The organism is Corynebacterium ulcerans (genome assembly GCF_000767685.1).
Taxonomy (GTDB): domain Bacteria; phylum Actinomycetota; class Actinomycetes; order Mycobacteriales; family Mycobacteriaceae; genus Corynebacterium; species Corynebacterium ulcerans.
The window spans coordinates 1578161-1603915 of sequence record NZ_CP009622.1 but is presented as its reverse complement, the minus strand read 5'-3'; the positions used below and the strand labels follow the sequence as shown (position 1 = coordinate 1603915).

27 protein-coding genes are annotated in these 25755 nt (G+C 51.3%); 20 read left to right on the top strand and 7 right to left on the bottom strand.

All coding sequences use genetic code 11. From position 1 onward, the window contains the following. Positions 1-8: 8 nt before the first annotated feature. From ilvA to CULFRC11_RS07245, 4 genes are all read left to right on the top strand, one after another. A complete protein-coding gene (gene ilvA, locus CULFRC11_RS07260; RefSeq protein ID WP_014836581.1) occupies positions 9-1313 on the top strand; it encodes a threonine ammonia-lyase IlvA in 1305 nt (434 codons plus the stop codon). Positions 1314-1374: 61 nt separating this feature from the next. After that, on the top strand, positions 1375-2010 hold the full coding sequence (locus tag CULFRC11_RS07255) for a YigZ family protein (RefSeq protein ID WP_023635967.1): 636 nt from the start codon (positions 1375-1377) through the stop codon (positions 2008-2010). Positions 2011-2047: 37 nt separating this feature from the next. After that, on the top strand, positions 2048-2281 hold the full coding sequence (locus tag CULFRC11_RS07250) for a hypothetical protein (RefSeq protein WP_013911844.1): 234 nt from the start codon (positions 2048-2050) through the stop codon (positions 2279-2281). 43 nt (positions 2282-2324) lie between these two features. Next, entirely contained in the window at positions 2325-2699 is a 375-nt protein-coding gene (locus tag CULFRC11_RS07245) for an Hsp15 family ribosome-associated heat shock protein (RefSeq protein WP_023635965.1), read from the top strand. A 66-nt stretch (positions 2700-2765) separates the two neighbouring features. Here CULFRC11_RS07245 and CULFRC11_RS11435 read toward each other — a convergent pair whose 3' ends face one another. From CULFRC11_RS11435 to CULFRC11_RS07220, 6 genes are all read right to left on the bottom strand, one after another. Then, complete coding sequence (locus CULFRC11_RS11435; protein WP_014836579.1) at positions 2766-2891, bottom strand: hypothetical protein; 126 nt, start codon at positions 2889-2891, stop codon at positions 2766-2768. An 85-nt stretch (positions 2892-2976) separates the two neighbouring features. Further along, positions 2977-4020, bottom strand: a complete 1044-nt coding sequence (locus tag CULFRC11_RS07240; RefSeq protein ID WP_023635964.1) for a GTP pyrophosphokinase — start codon at positions 4018-4020, stop codon at positions 2977-2979. 143 nt (positions 4021-4163) lie between these two features. Then, positions 4164-4799, bottom strand: a complete 636-nt coding sequence (locus CULFRC11_RS07235) for a hypothetical protein (protein WP_013911841.1) — start codon at positions 4797-4799, stop codon at positions 4164-4166. Positions 4800-4959: 160 nt separating this feature from the next. Continuing rightward, on the bottom strand, positions 4960-6315 hold the full coding sequence (locus CULFRC11_RS07230; RefSeq protein ID WP_023635963.1) for a 3'-5' exonuclease: 1356 nt from the start codon (positions 6313-6315) through the stop codon (positions 4960-4962). A gap of 300 nt (positions 6316-6615) precedes the next feature. Continuing rightward, the gene (gene glgX, locus CULFRC11_RS07225; RefSeq protein WP_023635962.1) at positions 6616-8829 is read right to left on the bottom strand and encodes a glycogen debranching protein GlgX; all 2214 of its coding nucleotides are present in this window, start codon (positions 8827-8829) and stop codon (positions 6616-6618) included. A gap of 10 nt (positions 8830-8839) precedes the next feature. After that, the gene (locus tag CULFRC11_RS07220) at positions 8840-9457 is read right to left on the bottom strand and encodes a TetR family transcriptional regulator (RefSeq protein WP_023635961.1); all 618 of its coding nucleotides are present in this window, start codon (positions 9455-9457) and stop codon (positions 8840-8842) included. A 386-nt stretch (positions 9458-9843) separates the two neighbouring features. Here CULFRC11_RS07220 and CULFRC11_RS07215 point away from each other — a divergent pair, with 386 nt between their 5' ends. After that, positions 9844-10503 (top strand): Rv0361 family membrane protein, encoded by a 660-nt coding sequence (locus CULFRC11_RS07215; protein WP_023635960.1) that lies wholly within the window; start codon positions 9844-9846, stop codon positions 10501-10503. Between the two features lie 111 nt (positions 10504-10614). After that, positions 10615-11295, top strand: coding sequence for a hypothetical protein (locus tag CULFRC11_RS07210; RefSeq protein WP_023635959.1), 681 nt, complete (start codon positions 10615-10617; stop codon positions 11293-11295). Between the two features lie 15 nt (positions 11296-11310). Here the strand turns inward: CULFRC11_RS07210 and CULFRC11_RS07205 are convergent, their stop codons facing one another. After that, positions 11311-12315, bottom strand: a complete 1005-nt coding sequence (locus tag CULFRC11_RS07205) for a YbjN domain-containing protein (protein WP_023635958.1) — start codon at positions 12313-12315, stop codon at positions 11311-11313. 388 nt (positions 12316-12703) lie between these two features. On the opposite strand from CULFRC11_RS07205, the gene hisD reads away from it, so the two are divergent. From hisD to pyk, 14 genes are all read left to right on the top strand, one after another. After that, complete coding sequence (gene hisD, locus CULFRC11_RS07200) at positions 12704-14023, top strand: histidinol dehydrogenase (RefSeq protein ID WP_023635957.1); 1320 nt, start codon at positions 12704-12706, stop codon at positions 14021-14023. Positions 14024-14100: 77 nt separating this feature from the next. Next, a complete protein-coding gene (locus tag CULFRC11_RS07195) occupies positions 14101-15216 on the top strand; it encodes a histidinol-phosphate transaminase (RefSeq protein ID WP_031270418.1) in 1116 nt (371 codons plus the stop codon). 125 nt (positions 15217-15341) lie between these two features. Beyond that, positions 15342-15950 (top strand): imidazoleglycerol-phosphate dehydratase HisB, encoded by a 609-nt coding sequence (hisB, locus tag CULFRC11_RS07190; protein WP_023635955.1) that lies wholly within the window; start codon positions 15342-15344, stop codon positions 15948-15950. A gap of 17 nt (positions 15951-15967) precedes the next feature. Then, the gene (locus CULFRC11_RS07185; protein ID WP_048517520.1) at positions 15968-16156 is read left to right on the top strand and encodes a CG2302 family histidine operon protein; all 189 of its coding nucleotides are present in this window, start codon (positions 15968-15970) and stop codon (positions 16154-16156) included. Between the two features lie 313 nt (positions 16157-16469). Next, complete coding sequence (locus CULFRC11_RS07180; protein ID WP_031270416.1) at positions 16470-17774, top strand: MFS transporter; 1305 nt, start codon at positions 16470-16472, stop codon at positions 17772-17774. A 21-nt stretch (positions 17775-17795) separates the two neighbouring features. Further along, positions 17796-18428 carry an imidazole glycerol phosphate synthase subunit HisH gene (gene hisH / locus CULFRC11_RS07175; RefSeq protein WP_023635953.1) on the top strand — a complete coding sequence of 211 codons (633 nt, stop codon included), beginning with the start codon at positions 17796-17798 and terminating at the stop codon, positions 18426-18428. A gap of 115 nt (positions 18429-18543) precedes the next feature. Continuing rightward, positions 18544-19272 (top strand): bifunctional 1-(5-phosphoribosyl)-5-((5-phosphoribosylamino)methylideneamino)imidazole-4-carboxamide isomerase/phosphoribosylanthranilate isomerase PriA, encoded by a 729-nt coding sequence (gene priA, locus CULFRC11_RS07170; protein WP_023635952.1) that lies wholly within the window; start codon positions 18544-18546, stop codon positions 19270-19272. Next, on the top strand, positions 19269-20051 hold the full coding sequence (locus CULFRC11_RS07165) for an inositol monophosphatase family protein (RefSeq protein ID WP_023635951.1): 783 nt from the start codon (positions 19269-19271) through the stop codon (positions 20049-20051). The genes priA and CULFRC11_RS07165 overlap by 4 nt, the downstream gene beginning before the upstream one ends. A gap of 135 nt (positions 20052-20186) precedes the next feature. Beyond that, positions 20187-20981 (top strand): imidazole glycerol phosphate synthase subunit HisF, encoded by a 795-nt coding sequence (hisF, locus tag CULFRC11_RS07160; protein WP_023635950.1) that lies wholly within the window; start codon positions 20187-20189, stop codon positions 20979-20981. A gap of 78 nt (positions 20982-21059) precedes the next feature. Beyond that, a complete protein-coding gene (gene hisI, locus CULFRC11_RS07155; RefSeq protein ID WP_023635949.1) occupies positions 21060-21416 on the top strand; it encodes a phosphoribosyl-AMP cyclohydrolase in 357 nt (118 codons plus the stop codon). 60 nt (positions 21417-21476) lie between these two features. After that, positions 21477-22118, top strand: a complete 642-nt coding sequence (locus CULFRC11_RS07150; protein WP_023635948.1) for a TIGR02234 family membrane protein — start codon at positions 21477-21479, stop codon at positions 22116-22118. 134 nt (positions 22119-22252) lie between these two features. Then, a complete protein-coding gene (trpC, locus tag CULFRC11_RS07145) occupies positions 22253-23062 on the top strand; it encodes an indole-3-glycerol phosphate synthase TrpC (RefSeq protein WP_038620646.1) in 810 nt (269 codons plus the stop codon). A gap of 156 nt (positions 23063-23218) precedes the next feature. Then, positions 23219-24070 carry a prolipoprotein diacylglyceryl transferase gene (lgt, locus tag CULFRC11_RS07140; RefSeq protein WP_046096626.1) on the top strand — a complete coding sequence of 284 codons (852 nt, stop codon included), beginning with the start codon at positions 23219-23221 and terminating at the stop codon, positions 24068-24070. A gap of 243 nt (positions 24071-24313) precedes the next feature. After that, positions 24314-25732 carry a pyruvate kinase gene (pyk, locus tag CULFRC11_RS07135; RefSeq protein ID WP_023635946.1) on the top strand — a complete coding sequence of 473 codons (1419 nt, stop codon included), beginning with the start codon at positions 24314-24316 and terminating at the stop codon, positions 25730-25732. Positions 25733-25755 lie beyond the last annotated feature (23 nt).

Genomic DNA, 25755 nt, shown 5'->3' with positions numbered 1-25755 from the left:
GTGTCCTCATGACTACATCGGACAAGAAGCAGATCGCAAACAGTGCTAGCCATGAGGTTCATGCAGCCGATATTCAGATGGCACAAGCGCGAATTTCTGCTTCTATTGCTCCGACTCCGTTGCAGTATTGCCCACGTCTGTCCCAAGCCACAGGTGCGGAGGTATACCTTAAGCGGGAGGATCTCCAAGATGTCCGGTCGTATAAGATTCGGGGAGCGGTGAATGCAATTTCGCAGCTTTCCGACGCCCAGCGCGCGGCAGGAATCGTGGCGGCGTCGGCAGGCAATCACGCGCAGGGAGTAGCATTTGCTTGCCGGACGATGGGGATCAAGGGCCGTATTTATGTCCCCGCAGCAACGCCTAAACAAAAGCGCGACCGTATTCTGGTTCATGGCGGAGAATCAGTGGAGCTTGTGGTTACCGGAGCTAACTTCGATGAAGCCGCTGCCGCTGCTCGCGCTTATTCAGGTGAAACCGGGGCAACAATGGTGGAGCCCTTTGATAATCGAGACACCGTGATAGGTCAAGGAACCGTGGCAGCGGAAGTCCTTGCCCAGCTGACAAGCCTTGGTAAATCGCTTGACTCTATAGTGGTCCCAGTCGGTGGGGGCGGACTTCTTTCTGGAATACTGAGCTATGTTGCGGATATGGCGCCTCGTACTGCTGTGGTCGGAGTAGAACCAGAACACGCCGCGTCGATGGCCGCGGCGCTAGAAAATGAGGGGCCTGTGTCCCTGGAAACAGTGGATCCGTTTGTCGATGGTGCCGCGGTGAAACGCATCGGTGATCTTAACTATCAGATCATCGAGGCAAATCTTGGGAGGTTGCATCCCCTGCATGTAAACGAGGGGGCTGTGTGCACAGAGATGTTGGACCTCTATCAAAACGAGGGAATCATTGCAGAACCTGCCGGGGCCTTATCGGTGACGGCTCTAAAGCACCTGAATTTTCCTAAAGGTCAGGTAGTAGTATGCGTGATTTCTGGAGGCAATAACGATGTTTTACGTTATAGCGAGATCATGGAGCGCTCTCTGGTACACCGTGGGCTGAAACACTATTTCCTAGTGAATTTCCCTCAGGAACCTGGTCAATTGCGATCTTTCCTCAGTGATATTCTGGGGCCAGATGATGACATCACGCTGTTTGAATATTTGAAGCGGAATAACCGTGAGACTGGTACTGCACTGGTCGGTCTGCAGCTGGGACATGCGAGCGACCTCAAAGGTCTTCTGGAACGGATGGATTCTTCCAGGATTGAGTGTCGTCGACTTGAACCTGGCACCGCAGAATATGGGTACTTGGTGAGCTTGTAAAAGCACCCTAGCTTCGGGTCAGTATGTCGCGATCGATAATAAGAGTTGAGAGGCAGCTTTGATGTACATTCGGCCGGTGGATCGTCAGGAATTCTCCACTGAGATTGACATTAAGCGGTCTCGATTCATCACTTTTATTCGACGGGTTGCTTCTGAAGAGGAAGCACGAGATTTTATTGCTGACGTAAAAAAGCGATTTCCCGATGCACGCCACCACTGCAGCGCGTATATCTATCATGTCGAGGGAGCTAATCCTGTAGAGCGCTCAAGCGATGACGGCGAACCATCAGGGACTGCGGGAACCCCCATGCTTGATGTACTGCGGGGGAGTGGAATCCTTGATATTGCTGCGGTGGTTGTGAGGTATTTCGGTGGCACAAAGCTAGGCGCCGGAGGTTTGGTTCATGCTTATTCTGGTGCTGTATCTGACTGCTTGCCCCAGGTGACAACTGTACAACGCCATAAGCAAGAGCTTTATTCTGTTGATTTCAACCACGCGGATGCCGGACGTCTTGAAGCTGAGCTACGCGCGCGACACGTGACAGTCGTAAACACTCAGTATTCCCACCGCGTGACATTCACATTAGCTGTGGAGCCTGGCCAGCGGGAATTCCTTGAGAACTTGCTGGCCTCGTTGACACAGGGCGGAGCGCGGCTTTGCGACGCTGGCATCGCATGGATTGAACGCCCGAATTAGTGGGCTATTTCGCTGAACCTTTGTAGAATCTTAAAACATGACTATGCAACCTCGTCCTTATAACTCGATTGAACAACGTAAACAAGATGTGCGTAAGTACACCCGTAATGCTGCAGTAAGCGTTGTCGGCGGTGTTGCTGGTGGTCTCGCGCTTTTTGTCCTTACGTCCTCTACGTTTCTTTTAATCGTGGGACTCATCGTCGCAGTAGTTGGCGGCTGGACCAACTGGTCTAAGGTACAAAAGATCGTGAATCATAAGGACAACTACTAAACAATCTCTGTAGGCATCCGCAGACTAAGAACAGGACAAGCGCGTGAGCGACGGCAAGCCAGTGCGTATCGACGCATGGGTGTGGGCAGTACGGCTGATAAAAACTCGGTCTCTTGCCTCTGAGGCTTGTAAAGCTGGCCACATCAAGCTCAACGGATCTGCAGTAAAACCATCACAGTCGGTGGTGCCGGGGGATCGTGTTCGAGTGTGGGTAGATCATCGTGAATACGATGTTGAGGTCAAAGAGTTGATTCGTAAACGGGTGGGGGCGGCTCTTGCCCGCAACTGCTATGTGGATCATTCTCCGCCATCTCCACCCAAAGAAATTCTTATGTCGATGCCTCGGCGCGATCGGGGCGCGGGGCGTCCCACCAAGAAAGAACGGCGTGAAATCGACCGTTTGCAAGGGCGCATATAATGTGTGCTCAATAACGTAGAAGGGGTGTTGGAAAACTATGTTTCCAACACCCCTTCTACTCACTAACTAGAATCCCCAGTTAGGAAGCGGGAAATTGATCCCCAGTGGGCGGAAGAAATCGGCGATCGATAACGCCCAAACGGAAATAAAATCTGCGAGAAGCGGAAAATGGGTAATGATCGATGTGCCCATGAGGAAAACTCCTAAGGTTCCATTGTTGCGGCTGTCTATAAAGCAGCATTGTACATAAGCCAGCCTACGTGCCTGAGCACTCATGTCAACTATGAGGTGCAAGCTCAGTCTTGCTGCGAGGTTCTGTTTTATCCAGGATATTTGCTGTCTGCATTGCGTGGAGTCGCTTGCGTAAGCGGGGCCCGCGTTGGCGCGGGTATTTCCCGCTCTTTCCAGTCGCATTAATATGCTCATCGTGGTATCTGCGTAGCAGCAGGTCGTCGATGATTCGCACCTGACCAGGTTGGAATTGATAGTTTAATGCGCGTCGTACAGCGTCTATATCGGCGTCATTGAGAAGATCTCGTAGCTTTGTCGCAGTAGTAATACCGTGAGCAAAAAGCAATTCTTCCAGCCATCGGTAGTCTTCGATGCGCGATTGCGGGAAGCGGTTTCCTACCAGCATGGCGATGACACCGGGTAAAGTCTCAGCGCTTAATTCAACATCAAGGTCAGTGCTGTGATGGTGGCCCGGATCCTGGATAGCGGCGATTTGATCAAATTGTTGGTCAGCCAGTTCAATGAGCCCAGCTGCAAGGGTGAAGGCCCTATCCACTTGAGGATCTAAACCGCCAGACCGCTTGTAGCGAACATCATGCTCGAATTCTGCCCATGCATGTTGCAGTACTGTCCGGATTTGGACTTCAAAAACAAAGCCGTGGTAGCTAGCAAGATCTTCGATTCTATGGTCGACTTCCAAAATCAGGTGATGAGAACCATAACCAAAGCTGCCAGAGACCCTTGTTTGTGCAGCCTTATCCACGGATCGGAGTACGATGAAGACGTCCGCGAGGGCTTCAATAATTTGGGGGATCTCAGTCGAATGAAGTGTGGTGATCCGGACACCGATCACATCGTGGATATCGACCCAAGGGTCTGGATAGATAAGGTGACCGTTGGGCTTTTTCTTGCGTGCTTTTGTTCGCAATGACTGCCATTCTTTAAGGCGAACACTCACGCGATCGTAGGTAAGGCCGGCGTCTGCAAGCACTTCTTCAAAAGCTTCCCGAAAGTCTGCTTCCGCGTGCGGGTGCTGATCAGTGAACTCTCGGTATCGCGCACTGAGTTTTGAGATGAACTTGTTAGGCATGCGTTACGAGTTCCTTCCTCTGGTCTCATGTGAGGCGATAATGTGTGGCAGATTATGCAGGCAGTGAAGTGGCCGGCGATTTACCTTAGCAGGTAGCTAGATCCCTTGGTTTTATAACATCACATTCTGTTTTGAAATCGCAGCTAAGCCGTAAAGTGGTCGATGTGTGCAGGAAAGCCTGAAGAATATAAGACCCCGCCTTGTTCCAGAGGGTGCTCAAAAGTAGTGAGCCATGTTGCAAGCTTTGGGCACTTTTGGCTGAAAGGTACTGCAATCAGAATCTTGGACGTAGGGCAGAAGAAGACGGGCTCTTCGTTGAATTGCGTGCTGATGTATTGATGAATCAGAGTAAAAGTGCGAGGGTGAGCCAGCCAACTAGAAGCTGGCCCTTTACCAGCAGCTATGTGAAGTCCCACGGTCGGTTGCTGCACGAGTCGAGATAGCTCTCGCGTGTGAATCGCTATGCCGCGTGGTGTGCGTGCTGTTTCCATGAGATTGGTAGCAGCATCATTCCATAGTTGTCGGGTTGTTTTTCCCAACGAGTGCAATGATCCCTGTCGTAGCAGCTGACCGTTGCATCTTAAACTCGCAGATAACCCGGAGGATAACGCGATAACGGCAGGAGCCCGATCGAAATATGGGCTAAACATCTCATACGACAAGGTCTCTGAATTGTTAGGACTCCGAGTTAAATGCAGCGAGACAGTGCGAACCGGAACATTCGAGAAGCTAGATGGAAGATGCAGTTTTTGCGGTTTCGAAACCATACTCGTTGTCATAAAACCCCCTGACACACAGAATTTGTACCGTAGGCATAAGCCCCGACAGTTTTAAGAGCTTCTCTGTGGTTCGACGTAATACGCAGGGGTAACGGTTCCCTATGCCTTATGGCGTACCCCTAGATGGGAAGGGGAGCGGGAGCGCTAAACAAGGCAACGTTTAGAACGGGGGTTGTTCATCTGCGACGTCTAATCCGAGCTGAGCAAAGAGATTCTCAGCTGTCCAGATTTGAATATTTTGTCCTTTAGCTATCAGTTCTTCCGCGCGTTTTTGCTTGGATGTTTTAGAAGCCCAAGGGCCACAGACAAGAATGGTCGTTTTCTTGGTCACGTTTTTGCCGATTGTTCCGCCTTGTTCGGCGATGCCATCCCAGAGTTTTCCTTTATCAAAAGGCTCAAAATCGCCAGTGAGCGTGACATTTTGTTGGAAAAGTCTGCCGTGGGGATCTGCATCTGGATTGGCTTCGGGGATCACCTCAGGCGTTGCAGCTTTTGCCCAGGGCGCAGTTGCCTTTCGTTGCTGAGGAGCAGCAGTTTTTGCAGGAGCTTGTGCTTTCTCCTGCGGTGGAGTTGCGGCGGTTGCGGCTGCGGACTCTACGAGCGAAGAAGACTTTTTCTTAAGCACCGGATACACACGTTGAGCAGAGAGCTGGCCTTGAGAGAAACCAAGGGCCGCACACACGTCGGCAAAGCTTCCTTGAACATCAGCTTTTTGCACGAGATTTATGATAATTCCTGCGCAAGCAGCTGCGTCTGCAGTGGCATTGTGATGATTGGTCAAATCCACATTGAGATGCTTAGCGACGGTAGGAAGCTTGTGGTTGGGCGTCCCTAAATTAGCCGCACGCGATAGGGCAAGTGAGCACCCAAAAGAAACAGTGGGCAGAGCCAGATTGTCCGCCTGAGCGGCACGGAAAAACGCCGTCATATCAAACTGAGCGTTATGCGCTGCGAGAGGAAGATCTCCCGTAAAGCTGAGCATTTCAGCGAAACACTCAGAAAATGGCTGGGCCGTTGTGACATCATCTGGGCGGATACCGTGGATAGCGATGTTCGCTGATGCAAAATGATTGATCGCGGCAGGCGGTTGACAGAGCCATTCACGCTTATCCGTAATGACTCCATCTTTGACCTTGACCACACCAATCTGGCAGATCGACCCCCAATCATCGTTGGCTGTTTCTACATCGACAGCAGCAAAATCTAGGCCTGGGACTGCTCGATGTGCCGGGGCTTGACCATTGAGCGCGGCGGTGACGGCAGTTATGAGGGCTTGTTGCTCATCAGCTTGGTTGGGGCTGAACTCTATTCGTAGTGAATGAGAATCAGAACTAATACTCACTATCCCGCAGTCGTATCCGTCGGAAAGCTTTATGGACGATACTGAATCGATGCTGGTTAAGGGGATAACTTTAGGCTCTGCGGCTAATGCGGTCTGCAACAACGATGGTTTGATGGCGACCTGGTCGATATCGACGAGGACAGTAGCACCGTGCGCGTGAATCGCATCTGCCATAGTGATAAAACTCCTTTAATACGAGTGCTTCCAAACCTCAGTTATGCGTTTGCTTTTGCAAACCTACTGGCCGATGTTCTTGCATGAAGATAACCTCCGCGAATATGGCCAGCAACATCACCTACGAGTACGTGAGGGCCTTCCCTGGAAGCTTAGCGGGTAAGAGAAACTTTGGGCCAACATGCTTGTAAAAAGGCAAGATACATAAACGCTAAGGACTGTGCCTCACCTACTTTCGTGAGCGTAGGAGAGACACAGTCCTAGAAAAGATGGAAAGAATTGGGCTTTTAAGATTGATTTTTATGTTCGGGAATAGTCATCGACATGTGGGTCGAGCGCTTTATCTCCATCATGTGGGGGCAGAACTTCGAGCTGCCGGAACAGCATGGTGGAACGGGCCGGAACGATGACGGTTTCTCCGACGCAGGCAATTTTCTCTGCGTAGGGATAACCACTGTCTTCTGTCGTGTCAACGATGAGCTTCCAACTGTGCCCAAACTGTTCTGCAGGAATAGTGAATTCTATATCCTCATGGTGGGCGTTAAACATGAGTAGGAACGAGTCATCTTCAATCTTTTGCCCACGATCGTCAGGTTCTTTAATGGCCATGCCATTGAGATAGACCATGAGGGATTTTCCAAAAGCGAATCCCCAGTCTTCTTGTCCCATGAGCTGGCCTGTGGGAACAAGCCATGCGATATCACGATCATGGACATCCGCACCGAGAGGACCACCAGCGAGGAATCTACGACGGCGGAATACCGGGTGATTATTTCTAATACGGATCAACCGCCGCGTGAACTCTAGAAGTTCTTTATGTTCAGTAGCCAAATCCCAGTTCATCCATGCCAATTCGTTGTCTTGGCAGTAGACATTGTTATTTCCCTTTTGCGTGCGCCCCATCTCATCGCCGTGCGCGATCATGGGAGTGCCTTGGCTGAGCAACAAAGTGGTGAGGAAATTACGGCGTTGGCGAGCTCGCAGATTGAGAACCTCAGGATCGTCTGTGTCTCCTTCAACTCCACAGTTCCATGAACGGTTATGACTCTCTCCATCTCGTCCGTCTTCGCCGTTAGCGTCATTATGCTTTTCGTTGTAGCTCACGAGGTCATTGAGTGTGAATCCATCATGAGCAGTGACAAAGTTGATTGATGCAGTAGGACGGCGCCCATTGTTGGCATAAAGATCGGAAGAACCGGTCAAACGTGACGCGAACTCGCCAAGCGTGGAAGGCTCACCTCGCCAGAAATCTCGGACAGTATCGCGATACTTTCCGTTCCATTCAGTCCACAACGGTGGGAAATTGCCCACTTGGTAGCCGCCTTCGCCGACATCCCATGGTTCAGCGATAAGTTTGACTTGAGATACCACAGGATCCTGCTGCACAAGATCGAAGAAGGTAGCAAGGCGGTCGACGTCGTGAAGCTCACGGGCAAGAGTGGAGGCAAGATCGAATCGGAAACCATCAACGTGCATCTCCGTGACCCAATAACGCAGCGAATCCATAATCATCTGCAGTGGGTGAGGGTCGCGTACGTTCAGAGAGTTTCCGGTCCCCGTGTAGTCCATGTAGTGCGCTTTATCGCCGTCAACGAGTCTGTAGTAAGCCTCATTGTCGATACCACGGAACGCGATGGTCGGTCCCATGTGATTGCCTTCAGCGGTGTGGTTATAAACCACATCCAAAATGACTTCAATCCCTGCCTCATGGAAGGCGCGCACCATACCTTTGAACTCGGACACGGCACCGCCTGGTTCCTCCGCTGCGGCATAGTCCTGTTGGGGAGCAAAGAAACCGAACGTGTTGTAGCCCCAATAGTTGCGTAAGCCGAGGTCGCGGAGGCGATCGTCTTGCAAGAACTGGTGTACAGGCATGAGCTCGATGGCGGTGATACCCAGGTCTTTGAGGTAACTAATAATCGCAGGATGCGCGAGTCCTGCGTAGGTTCCGCGAAGCGCCTCCGGCACGTCTGGATGCTGCATTGTCATGCCTTTGACATGAGCCTCGTAAATCACGGTCTCGTTATAAGGCGTTCGAGGTGCCCGGTCTGCGCCCCAGTCAAAGAATGGGTTGACTACCACGGACTTCATCGTGTGATCGAGACTGTCCTCGGTGTTTCGGCCGAGTGGATCGTCGGGGTTGGTTACGTCGTAACTGAACAACGATGGATGGCCATCAAATTCACCAACAAAAGCGCAAGCATAAGGATCAACGAGCAGTTTGCTGGGGTCACATCGCTTGCCATTGGGGGGATCATAGGGACCGTGAACGCGGAATCCATAACGCTGACCAGGTTTGACTCCGGGGAGATAGCAGTGCCAAATGTGAGCATCGACTTCATCGAGAGTGACACGTTCTTCATGTCCGTCTGCGTCAATAAGACAAAGCTCTATCTTTTCAGCAACATCCGAAAAGATAGCAAAGTTTGTGCCTGCGCCATCGTATTTCGAGCCGAGAGGATAGCTCTGGCCCGGCCAGATTTCCCGGTGGGTCGAAGGAAGAGAGTCAGTCATGCCACTGACTTTAGCTGGTACATTGCTCCAAACCCGCCATAATGAGCCGTAATCCTTCAGTGAATTGTATGGCATAGGACTGCGGTTGTTGTTCTAGATCGCACCGACCCTCAGGTGTGTGATTATCTAAATTGTGCAGTTTTTCCTGTTCAGGTAGGGAATTGTTCGGAGAATTGTTGGAGTCGCAGCGTAGAGCTGCTCTTTGTAAAGCCGATTGCTCAATAACTGTGGAGCCTAAAATAAAGTGCAGTAATGTCGTAGCGCCGAGCTCGGAGTGCTTATGTTCGCCAAACGATTGCCTGATGCGTTGCTCCACCTCATTGCGTAGAACGCTGTCAGTAAGGGCGGCACTGAGAAGTTCCGCACCGTCGCGATGCTCAAGCATAACTTCACGTACCTTGTGAGCAACATCGGTAGGCGTTGACTCCCTGTCAGAAAGGAAGAGCGGGATGAGTAGGCGCCGTGCGGTGGCGTCGATAAGCGCTTGTTTGTTCTTAAAATGCCAGTAGAGCGCGCCGGGGGCTACCCCGAGCTTTTTAGCTAATCGACGCATCGTCATGTCCGCAAGCCCGTAGGTATCAAGTATCTCAAGGCTTGCGGTGATGATGAGGTCTTTACTCAATTGCACACCACTACAGTAGCGGTCGAAGAGGGCTAATAGGTACCTGACGCGATACAATCATGGGTAACGCATTTATAATTTTGGTCGATTACCCTTAAAGAAAATAAAGAAAAGTTCTTGTCCGGCAGTGCCAGGAATTTTAAAAGCAATGATAATTTTTGGGTAACGTCGTCGGTATTGAACCTGGCAAGCACAGCGCCTGCTGATACTGGGATAGGTGTAACTAGTGGGTTACAGATGTTCCTATAAAACTGGTTGCTAACCTTGCTAAGGTCGTACTAAGTTCTTTATGTTCTGGACCTGTCGCAGATATCCCGTCTGTGATTGCTTTCAAAGAGCGCCGCTGAGTAATCAAGCGGTGGCGTTTATCGCTTTATAGGAGATCTACAACTGTGCTTAACCGAATTCACGTCAACCGCGCTAAAAAGATTGCGATCGCCGTGGCGGCATCGAGCGCGCTCGTTTTGACGGCGTGCGGTGACGAGGGAGACTCTACGGAGAATAAAACCACCTCGGCTACGACTTCTAGCTCACGTGCTACCACAGCTTCCGAGACTTCTGAAGCGGCTGCAGCGCCTTCTACGGAAGAACCTGCGCCAGAATCTCCTACCCCTGCTCCTCAGGGCAATAACACACCTCCTGCCGCGCTCAATGAAGCAATGCCTGAGCTAACGTACAACGATGTCCCTCCAATTGACGGCGGTGCGCCTGCAACTGATGGGGATCGCCAGGCTATTGAGAACTTGGTGCGTGGAATCAACGGGGCGAAGACCATCCGTGATTACATCGGCTATGTGCCCGCACACACATGCCAGCGTGTGATCAACGAACAAGGCGGCCCGGCTGCTTTTGATCTTTCACAGTTCCCGGATGTTCCGCTTGACGATTTTGAGGAATACCGCAAGGCAAAGCCATCTATTGACAATGTCGATTCCGTTCAGGTGAATGGCAACATTGCTTCTGCTAGCGTGACGGCTACGGCAAACGGTGACACAAATACGGCTACCCAGCGCTTTGAGCGAGAGAATGGCGAGTGGAAGTTCTGCCGCTAAGAACGAACAGCTCCAAGGATGAGCCAGTCACTGACTGGCTCTGAACAACAAAGTTGGCGCTGTTGGAATGAAATATTGGGCTACTGCACGTTTGGGCGGTAGCCTTTTGCTATGCCTAAGCAAGATTCTGGATCTTTTATTCCTACACCAGGTGCGCTCTCGTATGATGCAGAAGATACTGTCACTAGGTCAGAGACTGATCAGGAGCGCACGGTGGCTCAAGGGACTTCGCTTCAGCGGGCAAAGCTCACATGGAAAGTCTCGGAGAAAACAGGCAATTTCTCGGCGGTAGTGGTAGCTATCGTATGCATTTATGCAGGCTTGGGTGCCCTGTGGCCGGTGGTACGTCCTCGATATGATGCCACTTTGGTAGAAGGAGGAGGGCTACAGCTACTGCCAGGGGAAAATGTTGAGTTCATTTCCTTCGCACAGTTCGTGGGAATCACCACTGTGGTAGCCGTAGTGCTGGCGGTGTCTCTCCTCAAACTCATGCCACAGGGGCGCGGTGTGGCGCTGTTGTTATGGTTCGGCGTGTGGATTTTTATAGGCGGGGGAGTGTTTTTGTTTGTGGGAGATTTTGTCTCAGGGGCGATTTCGGATGTAGCTCGAGCAAAAGAACTCACAATAGGAGAGAACATCTCTTTTATTCCGCCGTTATCCCCCGGTATCGCGGCGCGTCTAGCGCCGGTTTTCGTGGGAATGGCCGTGTATTGGTGTCGTTTGTACATCAACATTGATGAGACCGACAATGAGCAAGAGAGACTCGAAGACACAGCGGAAATAAAAGCGTAAGTAAAACGTTGCAGCTTAAAGGTGCTCTGGCCCGGGAGGGACGTCGTAAAGCCCAAATCCGGGGCTTTTTAGTGTTCGGACACACATGAAAATAGCAGAGAAAGCCTGTTCAAGATGAACTGCGAGCTGCGTATCGTTGAGACCTCCGCCAACATCAACAGTCGCTTCCACCCGGATACTTAATGAATCATGGGCGGTGGTGGAGACAAACGCTTTAGACTCTGTGTTTTCCTCGTTCCATCTGTTGCACAGCATGAATACGCGGCTGAATTCGCTTTCGGAGCTGAGCCCTGAGTCCCATACTCCCCAGCAAAGAATTGTGGGACCGGATTCTAGAGAACAACCGAACTCAATATCGGCGTGCCATTCGCCTGTAGGCAAAAGCGCGCGCTCATTCCATGTGCTCGATACCTCGGACATGATCGGGGTGATTCTTTCCATAGTCACCGTGGAAGGAGTATCAAAAAGTGAGGCAGTGTCTGAGCTCACCTCGATGTCCTCGAATGGGGATTGAGGAGGCTCGGCTGAGGATGATAATTCCGGGAATTTTTCCAAGAACCAATTGACGGCCAAGAGAGTCGCGTCGCAGGCAAGCTCTAAAAACTCTGCGAGTTGTAGATCTGTGGCTCCGATAGCAGCTGAATTGGCTGAGCGAAATGCCAACTGCAGATGCGAATCAGGGGAATAGCTAATGCGTGCAATGGGACTGACTCTTTCGTTGTTCCATAACGTTACGGCAGCAGCTACCTCATTAAAATAGTGCAAGGGGAGTGCACCAGAAGCCTTTGCATCGACGATGATGACGGGGTCAGAACCTCCCCGTAAGCTCACAAAATCACTGTGTTCAGGCCACGGAATTTCGAGAATGTCGCCGTTGATAGCAGGGATGGAATGGAGCGTGTAACCAAGTTTATTGAGTACATGGGATACGCGGGGCATCGTGACCGGTTTAATGCGGTCCTTGTTAAAATCTGGCCGCTCGGGAGAATGCGAGCCCTCTGAGGTGCTGTGATTGTTCACTCAAGGGCTCCTTCCTACTGCTTATGATGTGCGAGTGTGCTGTTGTCATTCTCACGGCGAGGACACAGCATCTTATAGATACTTGGAAAAGAGTAGTCCTCGGGTCGGTCATAAGTAAAAGCTAGGAGGGGTTTTGCTGTGGAACAGCTGGCTTAGGGTTGACGTGGGGAGGGGTAACACTAGCTCCATTTTCGGGGGAAGAGTCTATGAGAAGCTACCTACTCATGCTTGAATGGCTCTAAGGCGATAACCGGAACATAATTCCGTTTCTCGCATATAATGTGAAAAACGTGTGCTGGATGAAGTTTTCGCATGGAATCACTGTGGAAACATTGCATTTTTAAACGCATACGGAAAAAAGACGTTCCCCACGGAAGTGTGAGCAACAATGCTGAGCTTGATCGATCTACGCGGACATACCCCTACTACGAGTGAACTCCGTCGTACTCTCCCGCGCGGAGGTACCGATGTTAACTCCGTTGCGCATATTGTTGAGCCGCTTCTGCATAAGATTCACGAGCACGGTGCTCAAGCCGCCCTTGATTTTGGCGAAAAATTTGATCACGTGAGGCCGAAGAGCGTGCGCGTCCCGCAGGACGTGATTGACGCTGCATTGGATTCTTTAACTCCCGAGGTAAAGCAGGCACTTGATGAGGCTATTGCCCGAGTTCGCAAAGTCCATGCTGATCAAAAGCCACAGGAACACGCGACACACCTTGCTGCTGGAGCCACAGTCACTGAAGTATTCCTGCCTGTGGAACGCGTGGGACTGTATGTTCCAGGTGGAAACGCGGTGTATCCCTCAAGCGTTGTTATGAACGTGGTGCCAGCTCAGGAAGCCGGAGTCAAGTCTTTGGTGGTGGCATCGCCACCGCAAGCTCACTGTGGTGGCTGGCCACACCCGACGATTCTTGCAGCTGCAAAACTGCTAGGAGTCTCGGAAGTCTGGGCGGTAGGGGGAGCACAAGCGGTAGGACTTTTAGCTTACGGCGATGACGCTGAAGGTTTGGAGCCTGTGGATATGATCACCGGGCCCGGAAATATCTTCGTTACTGCGGCAAAACGCATGGTCAATGGCGTAGTAGGTATTGACTCAGAAGCGGGTCCAACTGAAATCGCGATCGTAGCGGATGGAAGCGCTAACCCAGTATGGATTGCCTATGACCTTATTAGCCAGGCAGAACATGATGTTTTAGCAGCCTCAGTGTTGATAACGGACTCGGAAGACCTCGCAGAACGCGTTAATGCTGAGATAAAGGCGCGCTTTGAGATTACGCGCAACTCAGATCGGGTTGCCCAAGCTCTCCAAGGGAAGCAATCGGGCATCGTGCTTGTCGACGATCTCGCGACCGCGCTGACTGTCGCCGATGCTTATGCTGCGGAGCACTTGGAGATCCACACGGAAAATGCCCAGGAGGATGCTCGCAAGATACGCAACGCAGGCGCTATCTTTGTCGGGGGTTTCTCACCGGTTCCGCTTGGCGATTATGCCGCAGGCTCTAACCATGTTCTTCCGACATCTGGGAGTGCGCGTTATAGCTCGGGGCTTTCCACACATACTTTCCTCCGCGCGGTGAACCTCATTGAATATGATGAGGCCGCGCTAAAAGACATCTCGGATACGATTGTTGCTCTTGCCGACGCAGAGGAGCTTCCTGCGCACGGAGAGGCTATTCGTTCCAGGTTTGAAGACCTCACCGCAGAGTGAATCTGATCTCTAGCCTAAGCCTTTGATAACCAACAAAGCCCTTATTGCCCTAACATATGAGAGAAGCACCTGAATATATGTCAGAGATTAGTTTGGACGATCTTCCGCTCCGTCCTGAGTTACGTGGCCAATCAGCATACGGAGCGCCGCAATTGGGAGTAGATGTACGGCTTAACACCAACGAGAATCCGTACTCTCCTTCTGACGCTCTGATCGAGGAACTGGCGCATGCGGTGGCGGAACAAGCGCGCTCTCTTAATAGATACCCTGAACGCGATTCCGTAGAGCTCAGGACTGCGCTGGCTCAATACGTGACTGAGCGCACCGGTACAGAGGTTTCTTATAAAAACGTGTGGGCGGCGAATGGTTCCAACGAAGTATTGCAGCAACTTCTGCAGGCCTTCGGCGGTCCAGGACGCACAGCATTAGGATTCCAGCCGAGTTATTCTATGCACCCCATCCTGGCAGAAGGGACTCATACTGCTTTTGTTTCGTGCCCGCGTGGAGCGGATTTTCGTATTGATATAGATGCTGCTCTTGAGGCTATCGCTGAGCACTCGCCCGAGATCATCTTTGTGACTACACCTAATAATCCCACGGGTGATGTCACGTCGATTGACGATATTCGTCGTATCGCAGACGCCGCCCCAGGAATTGTCATTGTGGACGAGGCATATGCAGAGTTTTCGGATGCTCCTAGCGCTACAACTTTAATTGCGGAATATCCGGATACCATTGTGGTCTCTCGAACGATGAGCAAGGCATTTGATTTCGCGGGTGGGCGACTCGGCTATTTTGTAGCTTCACCCGCATTCATAGAAGCCGTGATGCTGGTTCGCTTGCCTTACCATTTATCGTCGCTTTCCCAGACTGCGGCATTGGTGGCATTGAGGCATAGCAAAGACACCCTTGCGACGGTGGACATATTGGTGCGAGAACGACAGCGTGTTCAGGATGCCTTGATTGCATGTGGTTTTGATGTAGTGCCGAGCCACGCTAATTTCCTATTTTTCGGGGCTTTTCAAGACCAGCACACTGCATGGCAGGAGTTTTTAGACGGCGATGTTCTCATCCGGGACGTGGGAGTTCCTGGTTATCTACGCGTCACTATAGGCCTTCCCTCGGAAAACGATGCTTTCATCCAAGCTGCGCGTCGGGTCGCCCATACTCATGGAATTAGTCCTATGGCGTAGCAAGCTACAAAGCGCTTGAATTATTGTATTCCCAGTACGATCGGTATGAGACTGAAGATTTAGCGTAGCTATTTAGTACAGATAGGGACGCGTTCCCTTTTTCTAAAACGGATAAGGATATTGAGATGGCGACAACCCCTAGAGTTGGAACGGTGACTCGTACCACGAGCGAATCACATATCACTGTCACCATTAACCTTGACGGGACCGGGCAGGTCGAGGTGAACACAGGGGTGCCTTTTTTGGACCATATGCTTACAGCATTCGGTGTGCATGGCGCTTTTGACTTAACTGTTTCCGCTACAGGCGATACCCACATAGACGCGCACCACACGGTTGAAGACACTGCGATTGTCCTGGGACAAGCCCTACTTGCAGCTGTGGGCGATAAGCGCGGGATTCGTCGTTTTGGATCTTTCCAACTGCCCATGGATGAGACTCTGTGTGAGGCAATAGTAGATTTTTCGGGACGCCCTTATTTTGTTATGAACGGGGAGCCTGATTACATGACGCACTCCGTTATCGGAGGCCACTATCCCACGGTCATTAACCGACACTTCTTTGAATCTTTAGCGCTTAATGCCGCCATTACCTTGCATGTGAATTGTCGTTATGGTCGCGATCCCCACCACATAACGGAGGCGGAGTTCAAAGCCGTGGCCCGGGCGATTCGGCATGCTACGGAGCCTGATCCTCGTTTGACAGGAATCCCGTCCACTAAAGGGGCGTTGTAGTAGTGGAACATTCAGATATGTACCTTGCCGCAGGCACTACGGGAGACTATTTAGTGTCCTACATACTGTTTCTGATTGGCGGACTATTGGTTGGGGGCGTGTGGTCGGCGTATAAGGCGGAAAACATTTTGTTAGCCGTGGCTTTGGGCGCATGTGCGTTAGTATCCATCGGTGGCGGAATCGCATGGGCCGTGAGTTTGTATTGATTCAGTGAATACACACAGCGCGGACAAACGGTGAGTACAGGCTTAGCCAATAGGTGCTAGTTCCTCACCGTTATTTGTTTGCGCTAAAACCATGGCGGCCGGTGCGCCGCAACAATAGAAGTGGTCCACAATGGAGGATGCACATGGGTGCTTATCTTTTGTCGAACGGGAGAGATTGAGAATAGTCGGAGATAAAAAATCGAGCATGGGAAATAGGCAAAATCCAGTAGCAATGGAAGAACCACCGGTGATAGAGCAAGGTATCGATCAACCGGTCCTTAAAATTACAGGTTTCTTACCCACGACCGTAGCTGTGGCCGCAGCTTTTGCGGCTTTTTCGCTGATGCTTCCGGTGATTCCACTGGCGGTTATCGCAGGCGGTGGATCAGATACGCTGGCGGGAGCCAGTACAGCTGTGTTTATGGCAGTTACTGTGCTGACCCAATTGTGCACAAATGCGGCATTATTGCGCTTTGGATACCGCAAAGTGATGGTGCTTGCTGCGTTGCTTCTTGGAGTTCCGGCTCTTTGGTACGTCATAGCGATGGATCCTGTTTCAGTACTCGTGGTCGCTGGTGTGCGTGGAGTGGGATTTGGTTCTTTGTGCGTTGCCCAATATGCGCTGGTGGGACAACTAGTACCGGCAGGAAAACTTGGTAAAGCTTCTGGGATTCTTGGCTTGTTTGTGGGGGCTTCCCAAATGGTGTGTCTTCCATTGGGGTTGTTGCTTATCGACGCCGGCGTCGGCTTTAACACCGTATTCATTGCAGGTGGACTCACCGCTCTTATCGCGGGCGCAATGGCCTTTGCGATTCCAAACTTAGACCCTGAGCAGCCTGCGGCGGCCGAAATATGGACTGAAGAAGACGATGCCCGAGAGCTGGCTAAAAACCGTCGCAGCACAATGACGAATACGGCCCGCAATCACATAGTTAAAGTGGCTAAACGCACGGTACCCGCGAGAACCCGTCGGCAGATTCGTAAGCGCATTCATCGTAGACCTCGGACTAAGGGACTAATAGTCACCGTAGTACCTGCAGTTGCTCTAGCCAGTGTGTCTATGGGATACGGTGCGGTATCGAGCTTCTTGCCTGCATCAGTAAGAGAAACGGACCCCATCTACGGTGCGACGATTGCAGGGATCATGCTGTCCGTTGTTGGTGGTGCGCAGATGATTTTCCGCTATATATCGGGGACTCTTGCCGATAAGCTACAGCGGCCTGGCGCCATGATGATCCCCGGCCTGTTTTTGTCTTCTATGGGGCTGGTCGGCATCGTAGCTGTACTCTCACAAGGATGGCCTGCGTTATGGCTTATCTTTACTGCTTTGTTATTTGGGGCAGGATTCGGATTAGTGCAAAATGAGGCGCTTCTAGAAATGTTCCTCCGCGTGCCTCGCGGGAAAATAGCTCAAGCGTCGACCGTCTGGAATGCCTCGTTTGATACCGGTACGGGTATTGGTTCCATTATCTTGGGTGTCGTGGCTACCTCGCATGGGTATAGCGCGGCCTTTGCAGGTGGTGCTGTCTTAGTGAGCATTGGTTTAGTCACTGAATTAGGGGATCGTATCCTCCGAAAAAGGGGTAAGCGTCAGGCGCTTGCACAAGCAGCGGCTTAGCTCACATTAGTATGGTGAACCATGAAGAAAGTGGCGCTGCTTGATTATGGTTCAGGGAATCTTCGCTCAGCTCAACGGGCTCTTGAACGTGTGGGGGCGGAGGTTACCGTAACCAGTAATCCGGAGGTAGTCCTCAACGCTGATGGCCTTTTGGTGCCAGGCGTGGGTGCCTTTGCCGCCTGTATGAAAGGGCTGCGAGAAATCCAGGGGGACCGCATGATCGGACAACGCCTAGCCGGTGGTCGCCCGGTCATGGGAATTTGCGTAGGAATGCAGATCATGTTTGAGCACGGCATTGAGCACGGTATACAAGCGCGAGGCTGTGGTGAGTGGCCGGGGACCGTCGAAAAGCTTCAAGCGAAAGTGCTACCGCATATGGGATGGAATACCGTGGATACGGAAAGCGAAAGCGAGCTTTTTGCTGGGTTGGATAGCGCCACTCGTTTTTATTTTGTGCATTCCTATGGCGTGAGAAATTGGGAATTTGAAGGGGATGGTTTAACGCAGGCGCCATTGGTCACGTGGACGAGCCACGACGAGGATCGATTTGTGGCAGCCGTAGAAAACGGCCCACTATGGGCCACCCAGTTTCATCCGGAGAAGTCTGGTGATGCCGGTGCTCATTTGTTAGAGAATTGGTTGGGCACCCTCTGAATCTTTGTGTTCTTGGGAAGCGTAGGGCACCAGGCAAATCTATTCGGCCGGGGGGAGGTTCGCTTTTGGATCAACGTTGGTGTGAATCATAGCCTCGTGGCTAAACTTGGCGTTTATGACTTTCACACTCCTCCCCGCAGTCGACGTTGTCAACGGACAAGCTGTCCGCTTGGATCAAGGCGAAGCCGGAACAGAGAAGTCATATGGTTCGCCTGTTCATTCAGCCCTTAAATGGCAAGAACAAGGCGCACAATGGCTTCACTTCGTAGACCTTGACGCAGCATTTAACCGGGGAACAAACCATGAGTTGATGGCAGAAGTAGTGGGAACACTAGACATCAAGGTGGAACTGACTGGTGGGATTCGTGACGATGAGTCATTAAAGCGAGCACTCAACACAGGCGCAGCTCGGGTAAATGTTGGAACAGCTGCACTCGAGAATCCAGAATGGATTGAAAAAGTCCTCGGGGAATATGGCGATCGAATTGCAGTCGATATTGCAGTCCGCAACATCGATGGAGAATGGAGGACCCGCGGCAACGGCTGGGTTTCCGACGGCGGGGATGTGTGGGAAGTACTTGAGCGCCTTGACTCCCAAGGCTGCACGCGCTTTGTAGTAACGGATGTGTCAAAAGACGGAACCTTATCAGGACCGAACGTTGAACTATTGCGCGACGTTTCCGCCGCCACAGAAGGAAAGATTGTTGCTTCTGGCGGAATTTCTACTATCGCAGATCTTTTGGAACTCGCTCGATACGAAGACGAAGGCATTGATTCAGCGATTGTTGGAAAAGCTCTCTACGAGGGACGCTTTACTCTTCGCGAGGCTTTGGCTGCTCTATGAGTGATGTGCGCGAGTTATACCATATCGCCGAGGCAATCCTTGATGATGCGGAGAGAATATTTATTCATGGCCTAGGCTCAGATCCTGCTTTGTTAAAAGAAAAAGGGGACTTTGCCACAGAATATGACATTCGAATTGAGCAGTATCTACGGAAAACCTTGACCCAGATGACTGGGATTCAGGTTTACGGAGAAGAATGTGGCGGAGACCCAGGCACTCCCATGTGGGTCGTGGACCCCATCGATGGCACCGCTAATTACGCTGCCGGAAACCCGATGTGTTCGATTCTTATTAGCCTCGTGGTGGATTTTCAACCAGTCCTTGGTCTCACCAGCGTTCCCATAACAAGACAGCGGTTTGGAGCGTTTGATGGATCGCCACTGTATATCAATGGCCGACCACAGCTTCCTTTGGAGGATGAGCCTCGGGCAGCTGCGCATTTGGGCTTTTCTTCCATTTCCTCACCTGTGCAATCGAGTTTTCCCACGGAAGTGCGACAGGGCTTGCTAGGAGTGTTAGCAGAAACGTATCTGCGTCCACGCATCACTGGTTCCGTCGGAATCGACTTAGCGTATTCCGCCGCAGGTATTTTTGATGCGGCGTTGTCCCTTAGCCCCAACATATGGGATAACGCCGCTGGCGTCATGCTGGTTCGTGCGGCTGGGGGAAAGGTGACGGATCTTCATGGCGAGGAGTGGACACCAGAATCACAAGGCGTAGTCGCAGGTTCTGCACGTTCGCATGCTTTGTTGCTACGAGCAATCGATAAGTTCCGTTAAAGCAAGCAGTAACTGCTTGGTCTAGAGCGCACGCCAGATGGGGGATACGCGTAGCCAGCTATGGGAAAAGTGCGGGAGAAGTGCGATAGTCTCCATAAAATACACACGCGGACTACGGACGCAAAGGAGTCACTAATGCCAGTAGCAGTACGAGTTATCCCTTGCCTAGACGTTGACAATGGGCGCGTAGTCAAGGGCGTGAACTTTGCAGGGCTGAAAGACGCAGGAGATCCTGTCGAACTTGCGGCACGGTATGACGCAGAAGGCGCCGATGAATTAACCTTCCTGGATGTTTCTGCATCCAAGGATGGTCGTGGAACGATGCTTGACGTGGTCAAGAAAACTGCGGATCAAGTTTTTATTCCACTCACCGTGGGCGGCGGAGTTCGAAATGCTGAGGATGTGGACCAGCTTCTGCGCGCAGGTGCGGACAAAGTAAGCATCAACACGTCTGCTATTGCTCGCCCTGAACTGATCCGTGAGCTCTCCCAGCGATTTGGTGCGCAATGCATTGTGCTGAGCGTCGATGCGCGCCGTGTCCCAGAAGGAGGGATTCCTCAACCTTCTGGTTTTGAAGTAACAACACACGGTGGCAGTAAATCCGCTGGTATTGATGCCGTACAGTGGGCGCGCCAAGGGCAGGAGCTAGGCGCTGGAGAAATACTTTTAAACTCAATGGACGGCGATGGAACTAAGCAGGGCTTTGACATTGAACTTTTAACTCTTGTGCGTGACGCGGTGAGTATTCCCGTGATTGCTTCGGGAGGAGCTGGTGCAGCCGAACATTTTCCACCTGCTGTCGCTGTAGGTGCAGACGCAGTGTTGGCGGCATCCATCTTTCATTTTGGAGAAGTAACAATTCCTGAAGTAAAAGAAGCGATTGCTGGGGCTGGTTTTCAGGTTCGCGAATGCCCCGCCTCACCCAAGTAGTTACACGAATCCTTATTTTGCGGTTGAAAAACATTGCCCATGTTCAACAGTAAAAACTAACAATGAGGACAACCAACGATGAATGCTACAGATCCAAGTACTTTTGAGCTTGAAGAATCCATACTCCGACGTGTGAGTTTTAATGAAGCTGGGCTTATACCCGCAGTCGTCCAGTCGACAACTGGCGAAGTCTTAATGATGGCGTGGATGGATTCCCACGCATTGGCATACACTCTTGCCACACGTCAGGGAACGTATTTTTCTCGATCTCGTCAAGAGTATTGGATTAAGGGGCTTACCTCGGGTAACACCCAAGAAGTGAAAGAGCTTAGGCTGGACTGCGATGGAGACACCATCCTTATGACGGTAGAACAACACGGTGGTGCATGTCATACCGGAGATCGAACCTGTTTTGATGCAGACAAGCTGTTATAAGTTTATGCGCGCTATAACGTGCTAAGACAGCATCCTAAACCAAAGAGAGGTTGAACCAACATGGCGATTAAACCCATGCAATCGAGTGCCCTTATCGGACTTGGAGCATTAGCTGTTTGGGGCGCATCACGCATGCCATGGTTGGGTGTGGAAGCGTACGACGATAAATCGGGAAGCAAATCCCTCGACGTTAGTGGCGCTATGTGGAGCACAGAGACTACTGCAGTAGCCCTTGTGCTTCTCGCTGCGTGTATAGCAAGTTTTGCTTTGCGACGCGCCGGGCGTCGGTTAGTAGGCATAGTTGCAGGACTCGCGGCGGCTGGGGGAGCATGGTCCCCTATACATCTTTTGACAACAGATCCAGATCGGGAACGCGTTTTGAGTCTGTTGACCTCGGAATCGGCGTCAGGGCATCAAAAAGATGGTGCTGCGCTTACCGGATGGGCAGAAATTACGAATCTTACAACGCATACTCCCGCTGCGGCTTTAGCAATCATCGGGTGTGCACTCGCATTATTCGGGGGACTGGTGCTTGCGATGAACCCTGGAAAAGATTCTGCGAGGAAGAATCGGTATGAGCGTAAACAAGAGCGTTCGCAGAAGATACGTAAGGATCTGGAGGATGCTCCTGATTCGGGCAGAGTCTTGTGGGACGCTCTTGACGCTGATATAGATCCCACAACAGATAAGGGCCGTGGATAGCCTTATATGGGTTGGGGGATACTCTAGAGAAATATGCGCAATAGTTCATAGCCCCTAGAAAAAGGGCGATTTTCACAAGTGAAGGTTGTTCCAGTAGCCTAAAAACGATCATTCTAAAGATAATGGGACGGGTTATGGCATCAGTCTTCGAAGAGATTATTGCGGGCGTCATTGAAGATGTAGCTGCGCGAGAATCAGTGGTGTCGTTTAAAGAGATCAAAGCCCGTTCGCGTGCTTGTGAGCCGCCTCGGGATGCAATCGCAGCGCTTCTTAGTAGTGGTTGTGGTGTGATTGCGGAGATTAAACGAGCAGCCCCTGACCGGGGTGTTCTAGCAGAGATTACTTCCCCTGTTGCCTTGGCAAAAGAACTTGTCGCCGGTGGTGCTAGTTTGATTGCGTGCCAGACGGAGCGTCGAAGGTTTCACGGCTCATTGTCTGAGATGGCCGAGATTCGTCAAGCAGTATCGGTGCCAGTGATGTGCCGAGATTTCATTGTGGATCCCTACCAAATCCATGAGGCACGCTGTTATGGAGCAGATATGGTGCCGTTGCGTGTAGCGGCTTTGGACCAGGCTAGGATGATTGCGCTTATAGATAGAATCGAATCCCTCGGAATGGCCGCTCTGGTAGAAGTTCGAGACACAGAAGAAGCATCTCGTGCTGTTGCAGCGGGCGCGAAGATCATAGGAGTAAATGCCCGAGATTTCTCTACGATGACGCTCAACCGCTTAGCTTTTGCAGAAATTGCTCCAGGCCTTCCTACAGATGTGATTAGAGTTGCCTTGTCCGGTGTGAGGAATGCTCGCGAACTTTTGGATTATGCAGCGTCTGGGGCGGACGCCGTGGTGGTGGGAGAAAAGATCGTTACTGCCGCCGATCCGTGCGAGGCCACGCGTTCGTTGGTGGCGGCGGGGCAGCATCCATCGTGCCCATCTCGAGGATAAAAGGGCCGAAACAGCTAAAAATTGGCCTTACACAGTTGGGTTATAGAGCGGAATACGGCAAACTAAGGAAGTTCCGTTACTAATGACGACTGGAGTTTATTCAAGGTGACTGTGAGTAATTTGGCGTATTTGCCGTCCCCGCCTCAGGGCGTATGGATGTTAGCCGGGATTCCCATTCGTGCGTATGCGCTATGCATTATTACTGGGTTCATCATCGCTGTATGGATAGGCTCCAAGAGATACGTTAAGCGTGGGGGAAAACCAGACGTGGTGATCGATGCTGCTATTGTGGCGATGATCTCCGGCGTGATAGGCGGCCGTCTTTACCATGTAATAACAGATCACCAGAAGTATTTCTGTGATGATTGCAATCCGGTGGATGTTTTCAAGATTACTAACGGTGGTCTTGGTATTTGGGGTGCTGTCTTCCTAGGGACAGTGTGCGTTTATTTTTATCTCAAGGCAAAGCATGTTCCTTTTGCTCCTTTTGCCGATGCGATGGCGCCCGGCATTGTTTTAGCGCAAGGAATTGGCAGGCTAGGCAACTGGTTTAACCAAGAGCTGTATGGGGCAGAAACATCTGTGCCATGGGCGTTAGAAATTTATTATCGTGTGGACGCTGAAGGAAAATTTGCTCCGCTTACTGGGCATTCGACTGGCGAGATTATAGCTACTGTCCATCCGACATTCCTTTATGAGCTGCTCTGGAATGTCTCGGTCTTCTTGTTCTTGCTCTGGGCAGATAAGAAATTCACGCTGAGCCATGGCCGGGTGTTCGCTTTGTATGTCGCCGGGTATACCTTAGGGCGATTCTTCATTGAAACTATGCGAGTAGATGAAGCAACACATCTTTTCGGATTACGCATCAACGTTATTGTTTCCGCTGTGGTCTTTATCGCTTCAGTAGTTGTTTTTTATGTGCTGTCGCAGAAAGCTCGAAAAACAGGGGAAGAAGCTGCGGCGGTAGGGGCTGATTCGCAGGATCCTCACACAGGACACAGTTCTTAATCTGCGGATTTTCTAGGGAGTGGTCGGATATTCCGGCTGCTCCCTTCTGCATATCGCGGGTTCTTTGTCTTTGTGATAGAAATCGCGAAAAATTTTCAAATTGACCCAACTTGCCCGAATAGGCCCGATAATGTCTGTTTTCTATGGTTTTGGTGGAAGCTGGGAGCCAGTGAGATGAAAAAATGTGGGTACGGAGACAGAAGTTGCTAGCAGGATGCACTATTCGGGATTAGGGTTTAGGTTATGGAACGTCGCACAAAGATTGTTTGTACTCTTGGCCCGGCAGTGGCCAGTGAAGATGGAATCCTGCGCTTAGTCCAGGATGGCATGAACGTCGCCCGAATGAATATGTCACATGGTGACCACTCGGACCACGAGAAAAACTATAAGTGGGTGCGTGAGGCAACCGATAAAACCGGCAAAGCAGTGGGTATCCTCGCAGACCTACAAGGACCGAAAATTCGCCTTGGACGCTTTGTCGAGGGCGCAACCGTTTGGGCAAACGGAGAGATTGTCCGCATTACTGTTGATGATGTTGAAGGAACACACGATCGCGTTTCTACGACATATAAGAACCTAGCTAAAGACGCTAAACCGGGTGATCGCTTGCTTGTCGACGACGGCAAGGTAGCACTACGCTGCGTAGATGTCGAAGGCAACGATGTTGTCTGCGAAGTTATTGAAGGCGGCCCTGTTTCTAATAACAAGGGAGTTTCTCTTCCAGGAATGGATATTTCTGTTCCTGCACTATCGGAGAAAGACATCGAGGACCTGCGTTTTGCAATAAACCTCGGCGTTGACATTATTGCTTTGTCTTTTGTCCGCTCGCCAGCGGATGTGGAGCTCGTCCATGCAATTATGGACGAAGAAGGACGTCGCTGTCCCGTTATTGCCAAGTTGGAAAAGCCTGAGGCAATGGATGCCTTGGAATCGATCGTCTTGGCATTCGACGGCATTATGATTGCGCGTGGTGACCTGGGTGTGGAGTGTCCGCTTGAGCAGGTTCCGCTCTTCCAGAAGCGCGCAATTCAGATCGCTCGGGAAAACGCAAAGCCAGTCATCGTGGCTACACAGATGCTTGATTCCATGATCGAAAATATGCGCCCGACTCGTGCTGAGGCTTCAGACGTGGCTAACGCCGTCCTTGATGGTGCGGATGCCGTGATGCTTTCCGGTGAAACCTCTGTGGGCGTGGACCCTCATAACGTCGTTCGTACCATGTCTCGCATCGTCTCTTATGCTGAGACCGATGGAAAGGTGCCGGATCTTGCACATATTCCGCGTACTAAGCGTGGCGTGATTTCTTATTCGGCACGAGACATTGCTGAGCGTCTTAATGCCAAGGCTCTGGTCGCTTTTACCTCCTCGGGCGACACAGCTAAGCGCGTTGCTCGTTTGCACTCGCATCTTCCTCTATTGGTCTTTACTCCAAACCAAGCAGTTCGTTCGCAGCTGGCTCTGACCTGGGGCGTAGAAACATTCTTGACTCCTGAGGTTAAAGACACCGACGACATGATGAAGCAGATCGATGATCAGCTCTTAGGCATGGACGCTTATCATCGTGATGACATGATTGTGCTTGTTGCTGGTACCCCTCCGGGAATCCCTGGCAATACCAACATGATTCATGTGCATTTGTTGGGTGAAGAAACACACGTATAAGCACTGATGAGTGACAATAAGGG

Coding starts and splice junctions, on each gene's coding strand:
- CULFRC11_RS07150 (WP_023635948.1), top strand. CDS start 21,477: ATGGCGATTAAACCCATGCAATCGAGTGCCCTTATCGGACTTGGAGCA.
- CULFRC11_RS07165 (WP_023635951.1), top strand. CDS start 19,269: ATGAGTGATGTGCGCGAGTTATACCATATCGCCGAGGCAATCCTTGAT.
- hisI (WP_023635949.1), top strand. CDS start 21,060: ATGAATGCTACAGATCCAAGTACTTTTGAGCTTGAAGAATCCATACTC.
- hisH (WP_023635953.1), top strand. CDS start 17,796: ATGAAGAAAGTGGCGCTGCTTGATTATGGTTCAGGGAATCTTCGCTCA.
- CULFRC11_RS07250 (WP_013911844.1), top strand. CDS start 2,048: ATGACTATGCAACCTCGTCCTTATAACTCGATTGAACAACGTAAACAA.
- CULFRC11_RS07195 (WP_031270418.1), top strand. CDS start 14,101: ATGTCAGAGATTAGTTTGGACGATCTTCCGCTCCGTCCTGAGTTACGT.
- pyk (WP_023635946.1), top strand. CDS start 24,314: ATGGAACGTCGCACAAAGATTGTTTGTACTCTTGGCCCGGCAGTGGCC.
- ilvA (WP_014836581.1), top strand. CDS start 9: ATGACTACATCGGACAAGAAGCAGATCGCAAACAGTGCTAGCCATGAG.
- hisB (WP_023635955.1), top strand. CDS start 15,342: ATGGCGACAACCCCTAGAGTTGGAACGGTGACTCGTACCACGAGCGAA.
- CULFRC11_RS07240 (WP_023635964.1), bottom strand. CDS start 4,020: ATGCCTAACAAGTTCATCTCAAAACTCAGTGCGCGATACCGAGAGTTC.
- CULFRC11_RS11435 (WP_014836579.1), bottom strand. CDS start 2,891: ATGGGCACATCGATCATTACCCATTTTCCGCTTCTCGCAGATTTTATT.
- lgt (WP_046096626.1), top strand. CDS start 23,219: ATGTTAGCCGGGATTCCCATTCGTGCGTATGCGCTATGCATTATTACT.
- hisF (WP_023635950.1), top strand. CDS start 20,187: ATGCCAGTAGCAGTACGAGTTATCCCTTGCCTAGACGTTGACAATGGG.
- CULFRC11_RS07185 (WP_048517520.1), top strand. CDS start 15,968: ATGTACCTTGCCGCAGGCACTACGGGAGACTATTTAGTGTCCTACATA.
- CULFRC11_RS07210 (WP_023635959.1), top strand. CDS start 10,615: ATGCCTAAGCAAGATTCTGGATCTTTTATTCCTACACCAGGTGCGCTC.
- hisD (WP_023635957.1), top strand. CDS start 12,704: ATGCTGAGCTTGATCGATCTACGCGGACATACCCCTACTACGAGTGAA.
- CULFRC11_RS07230 (WP_023635963.1), bottom strand. CDS start 6,315: ATGGCAGATGCGATTCACGCGCACGGTGCTACTGTCCTCGTCGATATC.
- CULFRC11_RS07255 (WP_023635967.1), top strand. CDS start 1,375: ATGTACATTCGGCCGGTGGATCGTCAGGAATTCTCCACTGAGATTGAC.
- CULFRC11_RS07235 (WP_013911841.1), bottom strand. CDS start 4,799: ATGACAACGAGTATGGTTTCGAAACCGCAAAAACTGCATCTTCCATCT.
- glgX (WP_023635962.1), bottom strand. CDS start 8,829: ATGACTGACTCTCTTCCTTCGACCCACCGGGAAATCTGGCCGGGCCAG.
- priA (WP_023635952.1), top strand. CDS start 18,544: ATGACTTTCACACTCCTCCCCGCAGTCGACGTTGTCAACGGACAAGCT.
- trpC (WP_038620646.1), top strand. CDS start 22,253: ATGGCATCAGTCTTCGAAGAGATTATTGCGGGCGTCATTGAAGATGTA.